Here is a 21,575-nt window from a genome sequence, read left to right as displayed (position 1 = left end):
GCACTTAAACTGCAATATTACATCAAAAATGGGTTACTCGTCTCCTTTGAGCATGACGAATCAAGGCATAATGTAATTTCGATGTTTAAGTATATTCAACATTTTTGAAGAACCATAATCCATTAAATATACTACTGCTATGTGTCGGATCCTCATCCTGTTTTTTGCTTTGGTCACAAGTGCTGTAAGTTTTGCCCAAACCGCTGAAGATCAAATCAATGTTTTCCTGGACTGCCCAGGCTGTGACCTCAACTTCGTCAAGAACGAAATCAAGTTTGTCAACTATGCCAATGACCCTCTACGGGCACAGGTGCATATCCTCGTCAGTTCCCAATCTACCGGGGGGAGCGGCGCTGTTCATCAACTCGAGTTTTTGGGCAAAGAGGGTTTTGACGATGACAAATTCACCTTGAAATTCCAGGCGGAACCTACCATGACGGACCTGGAAAAACAGCAGGGCCTGGTGCGGACCCTCAAGCTGGGTTTGGTCCCTTTTGTAGCCCAAACTGCTCTGGCATCTAATTTTGATTTGGCCGTAAAAAACCAGGCAAAGCCCAAAGAGACGATTCCAGTAGGTAAAGGCAAAAAGTTGATGGATTCCTGGTTGTTTGAAGCTTATTCCAATTTGAACTGGGACAAGGAATCCCTGCGCAGCACTTTTGATTTGCGCTACGGCCTTTATGCTGAACACCTAACTCCGGAATGGCGCATTCGCATTGAACCCAATTTTTATTTTCAGGAAAGGGTAGTGCGCACCGATGAAGAAGAAATTCGCTCCTACCGTCGGCAAAATGGTTACAATGGGAAAGTGGTGAAAAGTTTAGGGGAGCACTGGTCTCTGGGCGTGTTCAACAACATTTATTCCAACACCTATAATAATGTAAAACTGGGGATGTGGCTTGCTCCGGCAATTGAGTACAGCATTTTGCCTTATTCCGAGGTGGTTACCCGAGAGTTTACAGTAGCCTATCACGTCGGGCGCTTGTACAATCGGTATTTTGAAGAGACTATTTTCCTCAAAATGGAAGATAAGGTATTCAGCCACGTCATGGATGTCAACCTAAGGCTGCGTCGGGATTGGGGCGATGTGACCATGTTTATGCAAGGCAGCTGTTTCCTCAATGACTGGTCGCGCAACCATTTATCCATCAACGGTAGGGTAGGGGTCCGGGTTTTTAAAGGTATGACCTTCAACATGGGCGGCACCTTCCGCATCGTAAATGATCAAATCACATTACCCCGAGGAAATACTACTTTAGAAGACATTTTATTGGGCCAAAAACAACTCGCTACGGCTTACAATTCCAACGTCAATTTTGGGGTGCGCTATACTTTTGGAGCTTTGTACAACAACATCGTCAATACTCGTTTGTAACCGTTGTTGAAATGTTTTCAAATTTTTTTTTCGCGTATAAGTGACTTTTGAATAACATCCCGTCTGAAAGAGTATAAAGCACGAAAGAACGATCAACTGCTGACAAATATCCCAAGAACAGAAGGCCGCTTGAGCCACTTTGCATAATCCCATGCTTTAATCTCCACTACTGAGCTGGAGAACATTACTATGAGAAAACACACAACGAGGTCTTAGTGACCACTTTACCATTGCGTGATCGCCTTTGTTGGAGATCACGCAATTTTTTTATTGGGGACTACTGGAACTTTTAATACCTTTGGCGGGTTATTGTGCAGTAGCTAAGCAATAGCAATGATCTTTGAAAATGGGGGCGTAATGGTATCGACAGGATTGTCGACTGATTGGTAAGCATGCCGGAGAATGATGGTTTACTCCGTATAAAAAATAATCATCGAACCATAAATGGCGAATCTAACTACGCCATGGCTGCCTAATTCTAGGAATTAGAAAGTCATTGTACGACGGTGCACGGCTCCACGGAGCCTCGGCCTATGCCTAACCGGCCCGCACCCGTACATCACCAATGCTAGGCTGGAACAATGATGCGGCCCGCGTCATTGTTTGAGATTACGGGCTGGGTACAAGACTGGTGCGTTGCTGGACCTACCCTTGTGCTGAGACCAAAATAAGCAACTAAGCATGTAGAAGGCTAATGAGTGCTTTCTCTGGACGCGAGTTCGACTCTCGCCGCCTCCACTAAAGCGCTGAAAATCAAATTTTTTAAGATTTTCAGCGCTCTTTTTTTAGGTTGTACTCCCCAATTTTTACTCTATTTCTTCTTTTTTGGCTTTGGCATGGGCAATTCGGCCGCCGAAATCCTCACCAACTCACTTAGCCACCCTCTGTCTTCAACCTTTTCTTCAATCAAAAAACTAGGCTTTGCCCCCGGATATGGAGGCGCTTCCACCACATCCCCTATAAAAGTACGCCCAGCCTGGGTAGGCTTGATGAACAACTTATTATCACAAATCAAAGCGAATAGTTTCTCTCCGGAATACAGCCCGTATTCTCCGAACATCTTTTTGGCGCTGATTTCCCCAGCATTTTCAATTTGGTCTACAATGAAGTCAACGAATGTTTGATCGGAGGCCATGGTATTGTTTTTGCTTAAAAAAGTTTAACTTGGAGGAGTGGAAGTTCAACAGTTGTATACCCTGTGAAATGATCCGACTTTTTCCTATTTTTCCAATCAACAAATCTAAATAAACTGGAGATGATTAAGAAAGGTTTATTGATGATGGTGCTGATCGCTGCGGTTGTTGGGCAGCTAAAAGCCGCTTATATCCTGCTGCCAATGGACCCGGAAAAACAGAAGGACCACCTGAAGGCCTACGGGATTACCTATTGGGTGTTGAAAAACGGAGTTGAAGCCTGGTGGTTACTCAATTACCGGGGGGGAAGTTTTGCTTTTGAATACAACAAACCTTTTGAAAAAGAATGTATGACCAGAGGGGTGTCTTACGAAATCATCCCCGATGCTCAATTCAAAAATATACTCGATCAAATCGCCAGTCCAGAGGCGAATATGGAGGCGATGAAGCTGGAAAAAGCACCCAGAATTGCGGTTTACACCCCCGAGATCGATGGCAAGGGCAAAGCCATACAGCCCTGGGAAGATGCGGTGACGCTGGTACTCACCTATGCTGAAATCCCCTTTGATATGTTGTACGATCGGGAAGTGTTGCAGGATAAACTGCCTCAATACGACTGGCTGCACCTGCACCATGAAGATTTTACCGGGCAGCTCGGCCGCAATCGTGGCTACAGAAACGCTTCCTGGTATGAGGAATACAAAACCAGATCGGAAGATTTGGCCTATAGCCTGGGTTACAAAAAAATTTCCCATTCCAAATTGGCAGTCGTCAAAAAGATCCGGGAATGGGTAGCGGGTGGCGGTTTTATGTTTGCGATGTGTTCGGCCACCGAAACTTTCGACATAGCACTGTCCGCAGATGGGGTGGATATTTGTGACGCAATTTTTGATGGAGACCCTGCAGATCCCAATGCTCAGTCAAAACTCGATTTTAGCAAAACCTTTGCCTTTAAAAATTTTATATTGGCCGATGGCCCATACGGGCACAACTTTTCTACCATTGATGTGGGCCGCGGCTGGTCGCGAAATGTAATGCCCCAACAGGATTATTTCACGCTGTTTGATTTTTCAGCCAAATGGGACCCTGTTCCTTCCATCCTTACCCAATGCCATACCCGGACAATCAAGGGCTTCATCGGACAAACTACCGCTTTTAGAAAGGAATACCTCAAAACCAATGTCTTGATTTTAGGGGAAAACAAAGCACAAAAGGAGGCCCGCTACATCCACGGTATTTTTGGTAAAGGATTCTGGACTTTTTACGGGGGGCATGATCCCGAAGATTACCTGCACAGGGTCGAAGACCCGGATACCGATCTCAGTCTACACCCCGATTCTCCCGGCTACCGCCTGATTTTGAACAACATCCTTTTCCCGGCTGCGAAGAAAAAAGAAAGGAAAACTTGATTACTCCCAAACGTAGCGCTCATCATATTCTACTTTGTACTTTTTCAAAAAAGCCCTGTATTCCGCTTGGAAGTCCTTTTTTCGGTGGTGTTCATGTTGGTTGGCAATGTACCTAATCACAATGTCTACTTGTTTTGGATTTACCGAAAAGGCCCCATACCCGTCCTGCCAGTAAAAATTCTTAAGCGATTCATGCCTCGTCTTGAACCATTTCGAAGAATTGGCTTTCACCTTTTCCACCAAGTCCATCAGCGCTATCTTTTTGGATAAGAGGCACAGAATATGCACATGATCAGTATACCCTCCCACGATGATGGATTGACAGCCCAGCTCATTGCATATCCCCCCCAGGTAACTGTGCAGCTCCTGCTCATAAGGCGGGTAGATCAGCTGCTGGCGGTATTTGGTGCTGAATACGATGTGGATGTAGTTCTTTACTAGAGATTGTCCCATGGCTTCTGAGTCTGATGAGGAGTACCCGTGGTTATGAGATTACATGCCGCTACCGACGGGCTACACCCATCGTTAGGAGATACCGCCCTTTCAGGGCTACATATTAGCCCTGAAAGGGCGACATCTCTTTGGATAGGGCATAGCCCTATTGAATTGGATAGGGATAGGGCTATGCCCTATTGAATCAAAATGGTATAGCCCAATTACAAATATAGAATCCATCCTCTATCTTTTTTTCTTACCTTTGCCCCCAATTCCCAAAAATCCCCTCATGTGGGGACAAAATCACCCCAACTAACGTTAATACCCGAACAACGCTACGCATATGGAATACAAACCACGCGAAATCGAAAAAAAGTGGAAAGCCTACTGGGATGAGCACAAGGTCTACAAAGTAAGCCACCAGAGCGATCGCCCGAAGTTTTACGTCTTGGACATGTTCCCTTACCCATCGGGAGCAGGACTGCACGTGGGGCACCCCCTCGGCTACATCGCTTCAGACATCTATGCGCGGTACAAGCGTTTGAAAGGCTTCAACGTGTTGCACCCCATGGGATACGACGCCTTTGGTTTGCCAGCGGAGCAGTACGCCATCACCACTGGAGTACACCCGGCCAAATCCACCGCTGCCAACATCGCCCGTTACCGCGAGCAGTTGGACAATTTGGGTTTTAGCTTCGATTGGGATCGCGAAGTGCGCACCTGCGAGCCTTCCTACTACAAGTGGACCCAGTGGATTTTTGCGGAGTTGTTCAAACACTACTACGATAAAGACCAAAACAAGGCGATGCCCATCGAAACCCTGGTGGCGCGTTTTGAAAAAGAAGGCAATACCCTGGTCAACGCTGCCAACTCTCAAGACAAAAGCTTCAGCGCTGCCGATTGGCAGGGCATGAGCAAAAAGGAGCAGGCGGATGTATTGATGAATTACCGCCTGGCCTATAAAAAAGCTTCCTACGTCAACTGGTGCGAAGCCTTGGGTACCGTATTGGCCAACGACGAGGTAAAGGACGGTGTATCCGAACGCGGCGGCCACCCCGTAGAACGCCGGGCCATGATGCAATGGTCATTGCGCATTACTGCCTATGCCGACCGTTTGTTGTACGATTTGGACAACATCGATTGGTCGGATGCCATGAAGCGCATGCAGGGCAACTGGATTGGCCGTTCGGTGGGCGCTCAAATGTTCTTCCCCATTGCGGGTTCGGAGCAAAAAATTGAAATTTTCACTACGCGCCCGGATACCATTTTTGGCGCGACATATATGGTGTTGGCCCCTGAGCACGATTTGGTGCCCGAGTTGACCACCCCTGATCAAAAAGAAAAAGTAGACGCTTACCTAAGCTACGTCAAAGCCCGCTCCGAACGTGAGCGCATGGCCGATGTGAAGGAAGTAACCGGGGCCTTCTTGGGCTCCTACGCCATCAATCCATTTACCGAAGAACAAATTCCGATCTGGATTGGCGAATACGTGTTGAAGGATTACGGAACCGGAGCCATCATGGCTGTACCCAGCGACGACGACCGGGACGATGCTTTTGCCCGCAAGTTTGGCTTAAAAATCATCGATGTAGTCGACAAGTCCAATTATCCCGGCTCCACCCGCCACGATAAAGAGGGCATCATCATCAATTCCGGCTTTTTGAACGGCATGGAAGTGCCTGCCGCCATTGATGAGATGTTGAACCGCATCGAAAGTATGGGCCTGGGCAAACGCCAGGTCAACTACAAATTGCGCGATGCCTTGTTCAGCCGCCAACGCTACTGGGGCGAACCTTTCCCCGTGACTTACGATGCCGATGGCATTGCTGAGGCGATGGCTCCTGCAGATTTGCCTTTGGAATTGCCCGATATGGACGATTTTAAACCCAGTTCCGGCGGCCAGGCACCTTTGGCGCGGGCGACGGATTGGGTGAATTTGCCCAATGGCATGACGCGGGAAACCGACACCATGCCCGGTTCTGCGGGTTCCTCTTGGTATTTCTTGCGCTACATGGACCCGCAGAATGACCAGGAATTCGCCAGCCAGGACGCGGTGAACTATTGGCGAGATGTAGACTTGTACATTGGGGGTACCGAACACGCGGTAGGCCACTTGATGTATTCCCGGATGTGGCACAAGTTTTTGTACGACAAAGGATTGGTGCCCACCGTTGAGCCCTTCAAAAAGTTGATCAACCAGGGCATGATCCAGGGCGTGGTAGAAAACCTGTACATGCAAAAGGATAAGGTGAATGGAGTGAACCGCTTCATTTGTGCCTCCTTGCTGGCTGAAGAAGAGGCCAAGGGGCATAAGTTCACCAAATTGCCCGTATTGGTGGATTACGTGACGGATTACGGCTTGCCTTCCTCCCACTTGAATGAGGCGGGAGTGAAACAGTTCATCGCCTGGCGCCCCGATTATGCTGCTGCTATCTTTGAAGGGACCGATGCCATTTTCCAAAATGGAGTGGTAACTCCGAAAGCGGGCAAAACGGGTGCTTTCCAGTTGATCACCCAATCGGAGGTCGGCAAAATGTCGAAGTCATTGTACAACGTGATCAATCCCGACGACGTCGTTGAGCAATATGGTGCCGACTGTTTCCGCATGTACGAAATGTTCCTGGGGCCAATCGAACAGGCCAAACCCTGGGATACCAAAGGCATCAGTGGGGTATACAACTTCTTGCGCAAATTCTGGGGTTTGTTTTTTGACAAACTGGGCAACTGGGCGGTTTCGGATGCCGAACCCACCCGTGAAGAATGGAAAATCCTGCACTCCGCCATCAAACGCATCACCGACGATGTGGAGCGCTACTCCTTCAACACCTGTGTGAGTACCTTCATGATTGCGACCAACGACTTGCAAAAAGCAGGCTGCAACAAGGTGGCGATTTTGGAAGAAATGGTGCAGTTGATTGCGCCCTTTGCGCCTCACTTGGCGGAGGAATTGTGGCAGGGCCTGGGCAAATCCGGCTCGGTGCACCACGCCAATTTCCCTATTTTGAACGAGGCTTATTTGGTGGAAGATACCATCGAATACCCCGTACAAATCAACGGCAAATTGCGTACTACCGCTGCTTTCGCTGCGGATACACCTCCACAGGTTTTGGAAAAAGCCATTCTGGAGCTGGAAGCGGTGCAAAAATGGACCGAAGGTAAAGAAGTGAAAAAAGTGATCGTTGTTCCGAAAAGGATGATCAATATTGTGGTGGCGGGGTAGGTTGGAAAACTTTGCCACTAAGGTACAAAGGCTCTGAGGGGATTTCTCTTGGGGCCTTTGTGTGTTTATGGCCAATACAATTGGCACGCCACCGATTAATGAAAGTCTTGGCTAGTGGCATTTAGGGCGGTAAGACTTGGGGTTAGTGGGTGTTGTCTGGGGTTCATTTTTATAGCATCTTCAAATCAGATGAACAGGATTTATTCAATAATGGTGTGCCATTGAACTTACTAAATGCTTATTTTTACCCGGTATGATTGTTTAATTTATGCTAGATCACCTTATTCGCACCATTGATACCCATGTAAAGCTCAGTCCTGCCGAAATTGAGTTGTGCCGCAGCAGTTTTGAGCCTATTACCATTTCCAAAAACACCCTTTTGGAAGCCGAAGGTCATGTTCCAAAATACCTGTATTTTGTCGTTTCCGGGTATGTGAGATTGTTTACATACACCGAACAAGGAGACGAGGTCACCTCCCACCTCAATTGCCCACCGGGATTCATCACGGCTTACCAGCATTTTAACCAACAGAGTCGCTCCGATGACAATTTAGAATGCATTACCGATTGCCAACTCCTACGCATAAGTAAAGCAAAGCTGGATCAACTCATCCTGCAAAGTGACAACCTAAAAAAATTCAGCATTGCTGTTTTTCAGCAATCCATTGCCTACAATGAAAATCGGGCCAAGGAGCTGGCCACCCTATCTGCCGAGCAGCGCTATCGCAAGCTGATCGAGCAAAACCCCGATGTGTTATTGAATGTTCCCATCAAACACATCGCTTCTTTTTTGGGCATGAACCCAAAAAGTTTGAGTAGAATCCGTAAACAAATGATTCGGTAACATTTGTGAACTCTTTTGAGGAAAGCAGTGCTGAATTTTGTGCCATCATTTAATCAATAATGCAATGGCAACTCAACATTTAGTACTAGTTACCGGGGCCAACGGCCACCTTGGGTACAATTTGGTACAACTACTCCTGCAAAAAGGCATTCCAGTTCGGGCATCCGTGCGCAACTTGCGACACAAAAGTGCCTTGAACAATCTCAACTGCGAAATAGTGCAGGCCGACATTACAGATAAAGCCTCTTTAATCAAGGCACTGGAGGGTGTGGATACTTTCTACGCCGTAGGCGCCGCCTTTAAACTCTGGGCCAAAAATCCCCAAAAGGAAATTTACGAAGTCAACCTAAAGGGCACCCAAAATATGCTGGAGGCGGCGGCAATTGCCAAGGTGAAAAGAATTGTTTACGTCAGTTCGGTTGCAGCGCTGAACTACAACCAAATCCCTACCAAGGAGAGCTACGGATACAACCCCGACCGCCGGGACATGTACTACAATTCCAAAAATGATGGTGAAAAACTAGCCTTTGAGTTGGCCAAGCACTACAACATTGAGTTGGTCGCTGTACTACCTTCGGCCATGATCGGCAGTGAAATTCCGGGGCCTCTGAGCGTATCCTACAACATAGTGGACTTGATCCTAAAAAAGCAGATTCCTATCGAAACCAAGATCACGCTGAACTGGATAGATGTAAAAGACGTGGCGGAAGCCTGCATTTTGGCAGCGACCAAAGGCAAAAGTGGCGAGCGCTACATCATTGCAAATGAAAAAAGTATCTCTCTGCGCGAAAGCACCCAAATTGCGCAGCGGCTATTTCCTGCATTGAACATCAAACTCCCCATCGCTGTACCCAAGTCACTGCTTTTATTGTTTGCCTACTTACTGGAAATGGGTAGTAAAATCAGTGGAAAAGCCCCTTTGTTGAGCGTAAAAGACATAGCCATGTTTTCGGGGCTCAAACAGGATTTTGACATTAGTAAAGCCAGGACAGAACTGGGATTCAACCCCAAAAAGCCGCAACTTGCCCTTGAGGAAGCCATGCAACATCTGTACACCCGCAATCAGGTTTAACCAATTTTTGTGGACACATTGACCAATGTGTCCACAAGGAACAAATTACCATCAATGACTAGCTCCCTAACTCCTGAAAATAGCCGCATCTACACCCTTCCTGCTGGTTGATATGGATTAAATCCTCTGCCCTCAGAACCGTTTATTGTGGTCTATAATTTTGCCGTCGGCCAGTTCGATCGTTCGGTCGCTGGCTTTGGCAAAATCATTGTCGTGGGTAACTGCAATGATGGTTTGGTTGAATTCCTGCGCCAATTGTTGAAAAATGTTGAACACAATCTGGGCATTTTTGCTGTCCAGGTTGCCCGTAGGCTCATCGCCCATAATGATCAAAGGATCGTTGATCAAGGCCCGGGCGATCGAGACCCTTTGCTGTTGGCCCCCACTCAATTTAGCCGCTTCTTTAAGGGCTTGATCGCGCAGTCCCAGCATTTCGAGCTTTTCATAAGCGCGGTGTTCAATCTCGGCAGGGCTGTATTTGCCCAATTTCAGGGCAGGAATCATCACATTTTTCAGACAAGAAAACTCCGGGAGCAAGTAATGAAATTGGAAAACAAACCCAATGTTGTGGCCACGCAAAGCGGCCAAGTCATCCGTTTTTTTTCCAGTCACTTTTTCTCCTTTGAAGTACAAATTGCCCTCGTAGGCCGTATCCATGGTGCTGAGGCAGTACAAAAGGGTTGATTTACCCGAGCCACTTTTGCCCACCAGGGTCAGGAATTCCCCTCGGTACGCCTCAAAGCTGATGTCGTCCAGCACTTTGAACTGGACGGGTTCATAAAAGTATTTCCCCAGCGACTGGGTACTCAGGATTACTTCTTTTCGCTCCATGATGATTTATTTTCTAAAAATTTCCACTGGATCCACTCTGGCCGCTTTGCGGGCAGGCAAATAGCCAGCACCAAGGGAAGTGAACATGCCAAAAATGGCTCCAACAGCAAATACATCCAATCGGTAATAAATCGGAAAATACCCAATCGGTGGCCCTACATAAACCTTGCTCAGGATATTGACCAAAAGAGCCCCGGCACTCAGTCCCATTGCAGTGCCCAGAACGCCCATGATGAATGCTTCCAGCACAAAGATGCGGACGATGTCCTTGCCACTAAATCCGGTGGCTTTCAGGATGGCAATATCATTCAGCTTTTGGGTAATGGTCATGTTGAGGATATTGTAGATGCCAAAAGCTGCCACCATCATGATGGCAAAAGCCACCGAGGTATTCATCACCGAACGGATGCGGTCACTGGCCAGGGTATCGGCATTGCTGGTTTGCCAGTCCTCCACCTTGTAATTGGTAATGGCCTGGAGTTGTTGGGCGTATTCCAAAGAGCGGTCGGGGTCATCCACGCTCAGGTACAACTCCGTGATGTAATCTGGCCCTACCTGGAGCAATTGTTGTGCGGTAGCAATATTGAGGTAGGATTTGGACTCATCCGTAGCCTTGTTGCCCGTACTAAAAATCCCTACCACTTTCATCACTTTACGCACCCCCAAAGCCGAGGTGATGCTTAGGTTGTCGGCCAGATCGAGATTGAGTTTTTCCGCAACCCCTTTGCCAATAATGATGGCGTTCAAATTGGAAGCCAATGCCTGCAAACTACCCGCCAGCATGGTACTTTGGATGTTAAACATGGCATCAGCCTCCAGAATATTAACTCCCGCTCCTAATCCTTTGACTTGAGAACGCCCGTTGTTGTAGAACAAATCGACGTTGACCTGGGGCGCTGCGCTACTTACATAATCATGTTGCTTCAGCTGATCCAGCAACAAATAAGGATTGACGATACTTTTGGTCAAGGTTGTAATCTTGGGATTGCTGATTAAAACGACTGAGTGCGTATCGGTTGCAGCAAACAAGGGTTGACTGAGCTCATCCTCCTTAAAAACCCGAACATGGGGAATGGTTTTGAACATTTCCACCCGGGAGTACTGCGTAAAGCCCTTGATCAGGGAGTCAGAAAAAATATACAGTGAGATCCCAATCGTGACCCCCATCGCCGCCACCAGGGTTTGTTTTTTGCGGGTAAAAATATGCGTAAGCGCAATTTCTGTATTGACACCTAAGTTCATGGCTACTTGATTTTAGGGGTAATGATGGTGGTGCTTTCATCCAGGCCAGAGGTCACCTGGATCCATTCGCTGCTGATGAACTTCGTTTGGACCTTGCGTGGTTTTTCCTGGCCTTTCACCTTCACCAGGTTGCCATAGTCGAGGTAACGGCGAGGAATCAGCAAGGCGTTTTTATTGATTCCGACAATGATGTTGGTCTGAAGTTGGGTATTCAGCAGGCGAAAATCCAGGGGATCGACAAATAGCACCTTACACGTAAAAGACTGCGTCGCTTCGTTGAATGCAGGTAAAATCTCGGCCAGTTCACCCTGATACGTTTTATCCTTACGGGTATTGAGCTGAATGACGGCCTTTTGCCCTACTTTTAGCTTACTGATGCTGCCCTCATCCACACTCACCTTCGCATAAATCAGGTCAGGATGACCAATAGTGGCAATCACATCACCACGGTGTACAAAATCGCCCCGGTGTTTGTACAAGTGATATACCTTACCCGCTACAGGAGTGCGCAATTGATTGTTGGCTGAAAGCACCCGATTCACGTCAAGTTGAGCAGCGTTGACAACCAGGTTTTGGCGCGCTTGCTCCTGGAGTTGCTGGTAATTGGCCTGCGCATTCTGGTAGTTGGTACGTGCACTTTGGTATTGTAATTCAGCATTGTCGTATTCTACCTGCGCAATACTTTTGCCATCCAGCAAACGCTGATAACGTTGCCACTGGATGGAATCCTGAACTACTCGGCGGCGTGCCAGCAGCACTGAATTTTGAGCCTGCAACAAGCTGGGTGCAGCAGCTTGCGTATTCTTTTGGGCGATTTCGTACAAAGCCTGGGCACTCGCGGTATTGAGTTGGTTTTGGGGGTTGTCTACCGTAGCAAAAACAGCGTATAAACCCACCTGTTGATTTTCTTCGAAGTACACCTGAAGCAGTGTACCATCCGTTTGAGCGGTAAGATTGTAAGTCCCATCCGCCTCCAGGGCACCCGATGCAAAAACCGTTTCTGTAACATTTTTGCGAATGGGTCTGGTTTCATCCATTTGTTGGGTACATGCCAAAGAACTGATTCCCAGCAGTACCATCATCCAATAAGGAGCAGAAGCTAAAGTTTTCATTTGAGGGTATTGTTGATGTAAATTTTAGATTGGGCCTGTAGCACACTCACCGCAGCGTTGATGCGATTGCTTGCACTATTGACCATGGCCTGATAGCTGCGCAGGGTTGGTTCCAGGCTGGTAATCCCGGCATTGTAATTGAGGCGATTTTTGACGTAGGTATCTTGATGCAAGCGCAAAATCGCTTCATTGGATTTTAATTGAACCAATGCCTGTTGATACTCGGTGACCAGCTGTTGTTGTTGAAGTCGGGCTTGGATGCGCGTCTGATTGGCCTGTTCCTGTGCGAGGGCATAATCGTAACGCGCCTTCCCCACCTGAGCCACCGATTGGGCAGAGGGAATCGGTACCGCCAGGCGCACGCCTAGGTAGCTACTCGGAATCCAGCGCTGATCCTGGTCGAACAAGCGGGCGCGGGTGTTGAACTGTTGGCGGGTGCTGGAAAAGAACAAAGAAACGGTGGGCAACTGAGCAAACAACGTGCTCCGGAAGCTTGACCATGCCTGTTTTTCCTGCCATTCAACCCGCTGTGAGGCCAACAGATTGAGGTTCACCTCGGGATTGGGTGCCAGATTTTCCAGGGGTACCACCGGCTGAACCAACAGTGAATCCTGCAGGGGAATGTCACACAGCACTTTGAGGGCCAGGTGTTGCTGTTGCAGCAAAAATTGCAGTTGCTGCAAAGAAGCCTGGGTATTGAGGTAATTGACTTCAGTCTCATTCAGGTCTTGCGGTTTGGCCAGTCCTTGTTCCCATTTCTGGTGTGTAAGCTGCCGCAAAGTGTCCGCAATTGCAAGATGCTGTTGGGTAGCCTGGTATTGCGCGCTCAGGTTGGCAATATTGCTGTAAAGCGCAGCAATATTGTCGAACAAATTTTTGAGCTGCAACTGATTATCGGCTAAAGTACTCTGCATACTCAACTTAGACTGTTTGAGCTTTTCCCAGCCCTCCAGGTTGAAGAGTTTGATCTCGGCGTAAAAATTCTGATTGCTCAAGTACTGAACGCCGGTTTGGATTTCTTGAAAAGTACCCTTTGGACCACCAAAAATCTCAGCGGGAAAGAGGTTTACTGGCAAACGGGTATTGTTGGTATAGCTGAAAGAGAGGCTACCCGAGGGATCGGGCACGCCCAGGATTGCCGCAACTTTGGTCAATTTGGCTTGATCGAGGCGAATTTGGCCAGAACGGACCTTGCTGCTCTTCTGTTGGGCGTAATGGAGTAAACCTGGGAGATCGGTAAAAATCTGCTGCCCCCAACACCAGTAATGTCCGGTCATCAACAGCAGCCCAAGCAATAATATTCTTTTGATCATGGTCTGCTATTGAGTGATGCGAACAAAGCGGAAGGATTTGGTAAAAACCAGTCTTTTGATCTTAAACTGGAAAGCATTGGGGCCATTCCAGGTAATGGCAATGGGATAACGGCCGCTCCCTTCAGGGTCTTGGATGTAACCCTGATAAGATTTGCTGGAAGCATTCCAGGCCAGGTCTTGAAAGACCAAAAAACCAGGTTTTGGAGCACTAGGTGTAGATCGGCCAAAATAGCGGCCGCCCTGCTCGTACATTTCGATCTGTTTGTCGGGATTGGCGCCATCCTTCCAAAAACCAAGAATCGCCTTAGCCTCCTGAGCGAAGATTTGAGCGTGGGTGCTCCCCAAAAGCAAGCACTGAAAAAGAATACGCAAGATGATGTTTTGCATGGTGATCATTTGTTTAGACCATGCAAAAATTCAGGTTAAGGCCCAAGGAGGAAAGAAGTAGCTAGCTGAAGTGGACAAAGTAAGCATCGAACCTATTGTAAAGATGGCTGAACTATAGACGACTTAGAGCGTGTATTAATATTCAGCCAGCCAGTCCATAAAGGCGTTGAGTTTGAGTTTTCCAATCAGGATCGTATGAGAAAAAGCGACCTTCAAGTTAACCTGCAGTTTGCGGTTGAAGTGCTGCGTAGCATCTTTAATCGCCTGCCGATTGACGAGAAATTGGCGGTTGGCGCGGAAAAAGCTCGGCGAAAATAATTTTTCCAAAGCTTCGAGGCGTTGGGGCACGATGTACTTTTTTTGCTCGAAGGTAAGCGCAAAAGTATAATCATCTTCGATCCAAAAAACTGCGATCTCCTCGCCCCGAATGGGGATGACCCGATCCCCCTGTTGCACAATCACTGAAGGGCTACGGGGCTGAAGTTGTTGTTGTAAAGTTTGGAGCAATACCGCATACTGATCACTGGGTGGTGCCAGTTTTTGCTGGAGCTGTTGGTATTTGCTCAAGGTTTTTTCAATGGAAACTTTACTGAATGGTTTGAGAATGTAATCAATCCCTAACGTGTTAAAAGCCTCCAGTGCATATTTACTGTAAGCGGTACAAAAAACAATCGGGGTGTTTAGTTTTAGTTGTTCAAACAATTCAAAACTCAAGCCATCACCCAATTCGATATCGGAAAAAATCAAGTCATGTACTGGATCGGTCTTAAAATAAGCCCTGGCATCTTCCAGTGAACCCAACATAGCGATGATTTCGATGTCGTTGTCCAGACTTTGGAGGGTTTTGGCTAAGTCCGTGGCGGTTAGTTTTTCATCTTCGAGAATGACCACTTTCATCATTGATGCTTTAAGGATTGATTAATTCCAGGAAAACCACAAATTCTTGGTCGCCGTCTTCTATCTCGATGCCTTTACTGAGGTAAAGCTCGTACCGTTTTTGCAAGTTTTTCAACCCCGTTCCCGACGCTGACTGGATCGCCTTGGGCGATTTATTGTTGCTCACTTTCAGGCGGTTTTCCAGGCACTCAATTTTTAAATGCAGCGGTTTGTTTTCGGTGAAGGCATTGTGTTTGATGGCATTTTCCACCAAAGATTGTAAGGCATACATCGGAAGCAAACGGTTGAGCACAGCATCCGGTATGGTAATTTGGCATTGAAGGGCCTGTCCGAAACGAACCTTTTGAAGATCTAGGTAATCCTGGGTAAACTGTAGCTCTTCGCGCAAACTCACACAATCAGTCTCCTGATTGTGTACAGAATAACGCAGGAACTCCGAAAGCTTGAGCACATAATCCTCCGCACCAGCGGCATTTTCCTTGATCAGCGATTTGAGTGTACTCAAGGCATTGAACAAAAAATGGGGTTGCAGTTGTTGCATCAGGGCTTGTTTTTGCCCCTCTAGATTACTTAATCTCAAATTTTGTACCTCCAGTTCGGCCTGTTCCTTTTGGAATTGTAGCAGATTGGATTGGATGAGAATAAAGATAAAAGCGTCCAGGGCTAAAATAGCCAGTAGCGGATAGATGCCCAGACTGATCTTGTAACCATTGGGGCCAAACGATGAAATCAGGAGTGTAGATATCAACCAATGAATGGACGCCATCAGTAGGTAGCTCAGTGCAAAGCGGTACCATACTTTTGAGACATAATCCAACAAAAAGATATTGATTAGCCAAAACACATAAATCATGATGGCTAAAAAAAAGGTCGCTTGCAACATTGGCCACCAACCAAGCTTGGCAAAAATATAAATAGGCATTACCCCATAAATGGCCATTGGAGGAGATAGCACAAGGGCTAAACGCAATAACTTTTGTTTCACAAGTAGCTGCTTAATATGAGAAAAGCGTTGATGTCGGGCAAGTTAATAACTCAGCAATCATTTGGCCAAGAAAAATCACAAGTATTTATGAATCAATTTTTTAAAAAAAATATCAACATCAGATTTGTCCATTTCAGCGGTGATTTTGTCCACTTCAGCACAATGGGGCTTGCCTTAGCATGAACAGCTTAGAATTTTTGTCCCAAACCATTGCCATGCCATCATTTATCAAACAGTATTTCTATTTTTTGCCGACAACAATGCTGCTGTTTTCAGCCATTGCCAAACTCTTCCTTTTTGACCCCACAAAAGTGGACTTACCACTGCCGGGAATGGCAGAATTGATGGCGCCTTTAGGTATACTAGAGCTAGTCTGCATCCTGCTGTTTGTTTACCCACGTAGCATGAAACTAGGATTTTTGCTCATTTGCAGTTATCTGGGGGGCGCTATTGCGGTGAATTTGGTAGGACAATTGCATAGTCCGGTAATGCCCGGTTTGATCCTGGCCCTGTTTTGGATCGGTATGTATTTAAAAAAGCGAGAACTCTTCATTTGATCCTTCCCTACATTCCTATTCCCATCGCCATTGACCCACGACACGTTTACAATTTCATTGGCTGATCCCATCAAATGGGCGATCAGTAACTCATTTTTTTGTGTTTTGAATCAGTCCTGCCTTTATTGCTTAGGATTATTTTCATTTGGAAAGACCGGATGGCCTGCACTCATCACTCTTTTTCTGCATTCCTGTAAATTTTGTTTTACACTCGTCGCGCCCCCTTCATCTTTGTTGTATCAATTGGGATGAACTCATTTGCTGCAAAACCAAAGATCAATTCATGAAACAGTTCTTGCTGGCTACCTTCGTTTTATTCATGGTATTTAATCATGCCGTAGCCCAAAAAGGGTATCAAGTTGCAATTGACCTCCGCAAAGTGCAAAAAGATCGTTTAGCGGTCAACATTCAAACGCCCAAGGTGATGGCCGAAGCAATTGCGTTCCATCTCCCCAAAATCGTACCCGGCACCTATGCCATTCACAATTATGGCGCATACGTGAGCAATTTCAAGGCATTTGACCGCGCGGGAATCCAACTCCAGGTCGAACATCCTGACTCCAACACATGGATCATCAAAGGTGCCCAAAACCTACACCACCTTAGTTACGAAGTGGACGACAGCTGGGACTCCCCCGAAATTAAGGGCGACATCTTTGAACCTGCGGGAACCAATATCCAACAAGATTCCTTTTTCGTTCTCAATTCTTTCGGCTTCATTGGGTACTTAAAAAACCTGGAAGAGCGGCCTTATCAAGTGCGCATCTCCAAACCCAAAGGTTTTTATGGGGCTACGTCCCTTCAGCCATCCAAACAAAGCAATCCGGAGATGGACGTGATCCAAACCCGCAATTACCATACTTTGGTTGATGCGCCAATTCTTTACTGTGAACCAGATACGGCCTGGCTTAAAGTAGGCAAAACCTCCGTTTTGATTGCGGTGTACAAGCAAGGTCAAAAAAACATAGCCAAAACCTTATTGAAAGACATCAAGCCAATACTGGAAGCTCACCGCAGCTATTTTGGGGGCAAACTACCCGTGGATAAATACGCTTTCCTGGTGCATTTTTCGAATCGAAAAAACCTGACCCGCTTCGGAGCCTTGGAACATTCACAGTCATGCTTTACCTTTTTACCATCCAACCTTCCAGCCTCGGAGGAGTCCAGTATTTTCAGAGACATTGCAGCCCATGAGTTTTTACACATTCTTACCCCTCTGAACATTCACAGCGAGGAAATTGGCCATTTTGATTACATCGACACCAAAATGTCCAAGCATCTTTGGCTGTACGAGGGACTAACCGAATATGCCGCGCACCATTCCCAATTGCGGGCAGGGCTGATTGACTTGCAGACTTATCTGGATCGACAAGCCAGTAAAATCAATAACGCTACCAGTATGTTCAATGACTCTCTGGCCTTTACGGAACTCTCTTTGGGCGCTTTGGACAAATACAAATCTCAGTACCAGAATGTGTACGAGAAAGGTGCGCTGATTGGCCTTTGCCTGGATGCCCTATTGTTACAAAAATCCAATGGAAAGTATAACACCCGGGCATTGATGAGCGATTTGGCCAAGCAATATGGCCCACACAAATCATTCAAAGACCATGAATTATTTGATAAGATTACCGAATTAACGTATCCAGAAGTACGTACATTTTTTAAAAAACATGTCGAAAATGCGGAGCCACTGCCCTTGGCCGAAACCTTTGCCACACTTGGAGTAGCATACAACCCCAAAGGTGAAACCAAGATGATCCAACGGCAAATTCTTTTTGGCATGGCGCTTGGACCCGATCGGAAAACATTGTTGGTGCAGTCACTTGATGAAGCCACCGATTTAGGGAAACGTTTAGGGTTCCAAGTGGGCGATAAATTCGTTTCGATGAATGGTCAAGCTTTTGACCTGACAAGCTACCAAAGCTGTTTTGAGCATTATTCGACCCATTCTCAACTTGGGGATACGGTTACATTTGTGGTCAAACGCAAGATTTCGGATACGGAAGAGAAAGAACTAACCTTGCAGGCCGATATCCGCGAGGAGATTGTGCCCGCGATTCTCATCAATCCAGATCCCAAGGCCAGCGCCCAACAGTTGTTCATCCGTTCTATCTGGATGGGGGAAAAATGAGGGTTGGTAATGATGAAAAATAGCCGCAGTGAAAAAGATGATGGCAGCACTAATTCACATGGCATTGTTCATCATTATCTTTCCAATCCCTTCAAATCCGATTCCACTACAATTTTACCTTTACCACCAACAATCCGCGCCAAAAAATCATCGTACAAAGCCACATTCCCAAAGGTTTTGAGCAACACCTCTTTATTCTCTACTGCATTGACCAGTAAATCCATGGGGCCTTTGTGCTCAAAGTTGCAGCCATAGATGAGGATATTGGTTTTGAGGTAATCCCACATGGCCTTGTTGCTGAGGAAGTGAATGCGGTTGTTGCGGATGTGGCAATTGCTGAGTGTAACCATGTTCACCGGAGTAGCGATCGAGAGCAGGGGGATGTCCTGATCGTGCAACACCCGCACATTGTCGAACACCAATTGCTCCTGCAGGGGGATGGCCGCCCCAGGGTAATAAGAGCGGCTGTATTTGTCGTTGTCAAAGTGGATGGAGAGCCCGATGCGGGGTTTTTCCAGGAAGATGTTGCGAAAAACCACATTGCGCACCCCCGCAGTGTAAGTGACCTCATCTTGCACCACGCCCCAATTGATGCCATCCAGCACCATACTGCCTTTTTCGTGGCTAGGCTGAGTGAGCGACTTGTAGAGGGTTCCATCGGGTTTGGCCTGTACCCGGTACAAACGGCCATTGGACACTACGGCATCCGATTGCTGTACCTCTATGCCAGGGTCCCAATCGATCCAGGCACCAGCCAGGATGCGGCAAAAATAACCAGTGGTGTTTTCGGCATTCAGGTCGTGGCAATTTTCGATGACCCCATTTTCGATCCAACCCAATTCGGGGTTACCCGTGGCATAATCGTGCGCATTTAGGGCGATGGCGTCGTCAAAGGTTTGAAAAACCCCATTGCGGATGGTAAAGCGTTTGCCCCGCCCCAGGTGCACACCGTCCTTTTGCCCCTTGATGATGACATCGTCGATGATCAAGTCTTCAAAGGTACAAACGTGGATACCGTATTGGGCTTTACCCAGATCAAGACAGCGGAAGCGTTCAATTTTTAGGTCTTTCACATAGAAAAAAGCCAGTTGGCCGTGTAGCCCGTAAGCTTCCACAAACTTGCGGACATCCATCCCGTTCACGATGATGTGCAGGCCTTCTACGGTAATGTTCTGATCAAAAGTTTTGGTCTTTGCCCCTTTGTTGATGAGGACGTGGGAGAAGTCACCCTGTTCGTTCACTTTTTGAATAAAAACCCCATTGCCGAATTGTAAGGTGGTATGGCTGCCAAGGTACACCGTGCCGGCCAACTTGTAGGTTCCCGGAGTGCTCACCTGGATGGTTCCGCCCTGATCCACCGCCTTTTGCAGAGCCTGCATGTTTACGAGACCCGTGGCGCTGGGGGAAAAACCAAAACTGGCGGCGTTGGTGAAGCCACTCGTTGAAGACAATGGCCCCGCTTGAGCCCACAAAGTGATCCAGGTGCACAAGGCGAGACAAAAAAGCAATGCTGATTTCATAGGTATGGATGGGTGAAAAAGGGTGTGAATGCTTGAGTGCTAAAATAGACACGAAACAGCAATTTCCCAGCATTTGTCAGTTGAATTGTATAAAGTTGTTGTTGCTGAGGCTTGGACTAGCGTGGAGCTTGCACCAGTTTTGTTTGTTGGTAATAGGGAAGATTTGGGCTAGGGGGTGGACTGCTGCACTATAAAGGTACAAAGGCTCAGAGGGGATTGCTCTTGGGGCCTTTGTGATTTTCTGACTTCCTTCAATCTTCTTGCTTGCCACTCTCTGTTCTTTTCTAACAATCCTTTTAAAGACATTGAATAAATCAGAAAAATAACCTTCTAAGCGGTAAGAGGAACTTGCCCCCTTATCCCGCCACCCCAAAACAACGCTGGTGTAGTGTCTCCAGCGGAGATTCCAAGCAGTTTAAGGGTATTTAGGTCAAGCCTTGAATTACATTGAAAAAGTGGCTTTAATGGAGATGTTTACCGTATTGCTGAGCGTGATGCTAGATTTACCAACACCATAGGTCAGGCGATTAATACCGAATTCTGTGGTTTGAAAATCTAGTGTATTACCATTGGTTGTCACTGTGAAAGGCAACTGTATGGATTGAGTAATGGCTTTGATGCTGAGGTTGAAAGTCCCCAAATAGCCACTATCCGTTTTGGTGATTTTGGTGGCGACTAAGGAAATCACCGGGTATTTTTCGGCATCAAAATAATTTTCACCTTTTAGATGCTTATCGCGGAGGCCAATACCGGAATCCAGAGAGTTGACTTGTACCGTGGCAGAAATTTTACTTTTTTCGAGGTTATTGGCATCAAAGAGTACCTCCGCAGCTACTTTTTTGAAACTTCCATTGGTATTGACCCCGGCATTCTTGATTTTGTACACTACGTTGGCACTCTGCAAGATCAGATTTTTTTGGGCAGACACAAAAGTAGTAGGGCTAGCTATGAATAGTACCGCCCAAAATAGGATACTCAATTTTATCATTTCACGATGAATTTTAAAAGTTGAATCCAATGGCTTTGGCTGTACAGTTATTGGATGGCAGTGATGCAAAGGAAATTCTATCTTGCCAGAAAAAAATTCTATAAGACAACACTAGATTTAC

At 46.9% G+C, this 21,575-nt stretch carries 18 protein-coding genes and 1 other RNA gene; 8 read left to right on the top strand and 11 right to left on the bottom strand.

Translation table 11 applies throughout. The features are described 5' to 3' along the window. Positions 1 to 139 precede the first annotated feature (139 nt). Positions 140 to 1,375 (top strand): hypothetical protein, encoded by a 1,236-nt coding sequence (locus tag ACO08K_RS29705; RefSeq protein WP_421800138.1) that lies wholly within the window; start codon positions 140 to 142, stop codon positions 1,373 to 1,375. A 348-nt stretch (positions 1,376 to 1,723) separates the two neighbouring features. Beyond that, positions 1,724 to 2,116, top strand: a transfer-messenger RNA (tmRNA) gene (ssrA, locus tag ACO08K_RS29700). A 70-nt stretch (positions 2,117 to 2,186) separates the two neighbouring features. Here the strand turns inward: ssrA and ACO08K_RS29695 are convergent. Beyond that, entirely contained in the window at positions 2,187 to 2,510 is a 324-nt protein-coding gene (locus ACO08K_RS29695) for a TfoX/Sxy family protein (protein ID WP_421800137.1), read from the bottom strand. A gap of 120 nt (positions 2,511 to 2,630) precedes the next feature. On the opposite strand from ACO08K_RS29695, the gene ACO08K_RS29690 reads away from it, so the two are divergent. Continuing rightward, the gene (locus tag ACO08K_RS29690) at positions 2,631 to 3,917 is read left to right on the top strand and encodes an asparagine synthetase B (protein WP_421800136.1); all 1,287 of its coding nucleotides are present in this window, start codon (positions 2,631 to 2,633) and stop codon (positions 3,915 to 3,917) included. Here the strand turns inward: ACO08K_RS29690 and tnpA are convergent, their stop codons facing one another. Next, entirely contained in the window at positions 3,918 to 4,370 is a 453-nt protein-coding gene (gene tnpA, locus ACO08K_RS29685) for an IS200/IS605 family transposase (protein WP_421800135.1), read from the bottom strand. Between the two features lie 325 nt (positions 4,371 to 4,695). Between tnpA and ACO08K_RS29680 the strand changes: the two genes are divergently transcribed. The 3 genes from ACO08K_RS29680 (at position 4,696) to ACO08K_RS29670 (ending at position 9,488) form a co-directional block, all read left to right on the top strand. Beyond that, complete coding sequence (locus tag ACO08K_RS29680; RefSeq protein WP_421800134.1) at positions 4,696 to 7,572, top strand: leucine--tRNA ligase; 2,877 nt, start codon at positions 4,696 to 4,698, stop codon at positions 7,570 to 7,572. Positions 7,573 to 7,840: 268 nt separating this feature from the next. Next, positions 7,841 to 8,416, top strand: coding sequence for a Crp/Fnr family transcriptional regulator (locus ACO08K_RS29675; RefSeq protein ID WP_421800133.1), 576 nt, complete (start codon positions 7,841 to 7,843; stop codon positions 8,414 to 8,416). Positions 8,417 to 8,480: 64 nt separating this feature from the next. Further along, positions 8,481 to 9,488 (top strand): SDR family NAD(P)-dependent oxidoreductase, encoded by a 1,008-nt coding sequence (locus ACO08K_RS29670; RefSeq protein ID WP_421800132.1) that lies wholly within the window; start codon positions 8,481 to 8,483, stop codon positions 9,486 to 9,488. Positions 9,489 to 9,620: 132 nt separating this feature from the next. Here ACO08K_RS29670 and ACO08K_RS29665 read toward each other — a convergent pair whose 3' ends face one another. From ACO08K_RS29665 to ACO08K_RS29635, 7 genes are all read right to left on the bottom strand, one after another. Beyond that, positions 9,621 to 10,319: an ABC transporter ATP-binding protein gene (locus tag ACO08K_RS29665; RefSeq protein WP_421800131.1), complete on the bottom strand. Its 699-nt coding sequence runs from the start codon at positions 10,317 to 10,319 to the stop codon at positions 9,621 to 9,623. A gap of 6 nt (positions 10,320 to 10,325) precedes the next feature. After that, positions 10,326 to 11,561 (bottom strand): ABC transporter permease, encoded by a 1,236-nt coding sequence (locus ACO08K_RS29660; RefSeq protein ID WP_421800130.1) that lies wholly within the window; start codon positions 11,559 to 11,561, stop codon positions 10,326 to 10,328. 2 nt (positions 11,562 to 11,563) lie between these two features. Next, positions 11,564 to 12,673, bottom strand: coding sequence for an efflux RND transporter periplasmic adaptor subunit (locus ACO08K_RS29655; protein ID WP_421800129.1), 1,110 nt, complete (start codon positions 12,671 to 12,673; stop codon positions 11,564 to 11,566). Beyond that, entirely contained in the window at positions 12,670 to 13,986 is a 1,317-nt protein-coding gene (locus tag ACO08K_RS29650; RefSeq protein WP_421800128.1) for a TolC family protein, read from the bottom strand. Before ACO08K_RS29650 ends, ACO08K_RS29655 begins: the two co-directional genes overlap by 4 nt. Before the next feature lie 6 nt (positions 13,987 to 13,992). Beyond that, on the bottom strand, positions 13,993 to 14,373 hold the full coding sequence (locus ACO08K_RS29645; RefSeq protein WP_421800127.1) for a hypothetical protein: 381 nt from the start codon (positions 14,371 to 14,373) through the stop codon (positions 13,993 to 13,995). Between the two features lie 135 nt (positions 14,374 to 14,508). After that, entirely contained in the window at positions 14,509 to 15,273 is a 765-nt protein-coding gene (locus ACO08K_RS29640; RefSeq protein WP_421800126.1) for a LytR/AlgR family response regulator transcription factor, read from the bottom strand. Positions 15,274 to 15,280: 7 nt separating this feature from the next. After that, a complete protein-coding gene (locus tag ACO08K_RS29635; RefSeq protein WP_421800125.1) occupies positions 15,281 to 16,255 on the bottom strand; it encodes a sensor histidine kinase in 975 nt (324 codons plus the stop codon). 197 nt (positions 16,256 to 16,452) lie between these two features. On the opposite strand from ACO08K_RS29635, the gene ACO08K_RS29630 reads away from it, so the two are divergent. Together ACO08K_RS29630 and ACO08K_RS29625 are read left to right on the top strand one after the other, a co-directional pair. Further along, positions 16,453 to 16,812, top strand: coding sequence for a hypothetical protein (locus ACO08K_RS29630; RefSeq protein ID WP_421800124.1), 360 nt, complete (start codon positions 16,453 to 16,455; stop codon positions 16,810 to 16,812). 283 nt (positions 16,813 to 17,095) lie between these two features. Beyond that, on the top strand, positions 17,096 to 18,946 hold the full coding sequence (locus ACO08K_RS29625) for a peptidase M61 (RefSeq protein WP_421800123.1): 1,851 nt from the start codon (positions 17,096 to 17,098) through the stop codon (positions 18,944 to 18,946). A gap of 74 nt (positions 18,947 to 19,020) precedes the next feature. Here the strand turns inward: ACO08K_RS29625 and ACO08K_RS29620 are convergent, their stop codons facing one another. Both ACO08K_RS29620 and ACO08K_RS29615 read right to left on the bottom strand, forming a co-directional pair. Continuing rightward, positions 19,021 to 20,466, bottom strand: coding sequence for a hypothetical protein (locus ACO08K_RS29620; RefSeq protein WP_421800122.1), 1,446 nt, complete (start codon positions 20,464 to 20,466; stop codon positions 19,021 to 19,023). Between the two features lie 442 nt (positions 20,467 to 20,908). Then, positions 20,909 to 21,454, bottom strand: a complete 546-nt coding sequence (locus ACO08K_RS29615) for a YceI family protein (RefSeq protein WP_421800121.1) — start codon at positions 21,452 to 21,454, stop codon at positions 20,909 to 20,911. Positions 21,455 to 21,575: the final 121 nt, after the last annotated feature.

This window comes from Haliscomenobacter sp. (genome assembly GCF_965225875.1).
Taxonomy (GTDB): Bacteria; Bacteroidota; Bacteroidia; order Chitinophagales; family Saprospiraceae; genus Haliscomenobacter.
The sequence above is the reverse complement of the archived record's forward strand: the minus strand, read 5'-3'. Positions and strand labels throughout refer to the sequence as shown.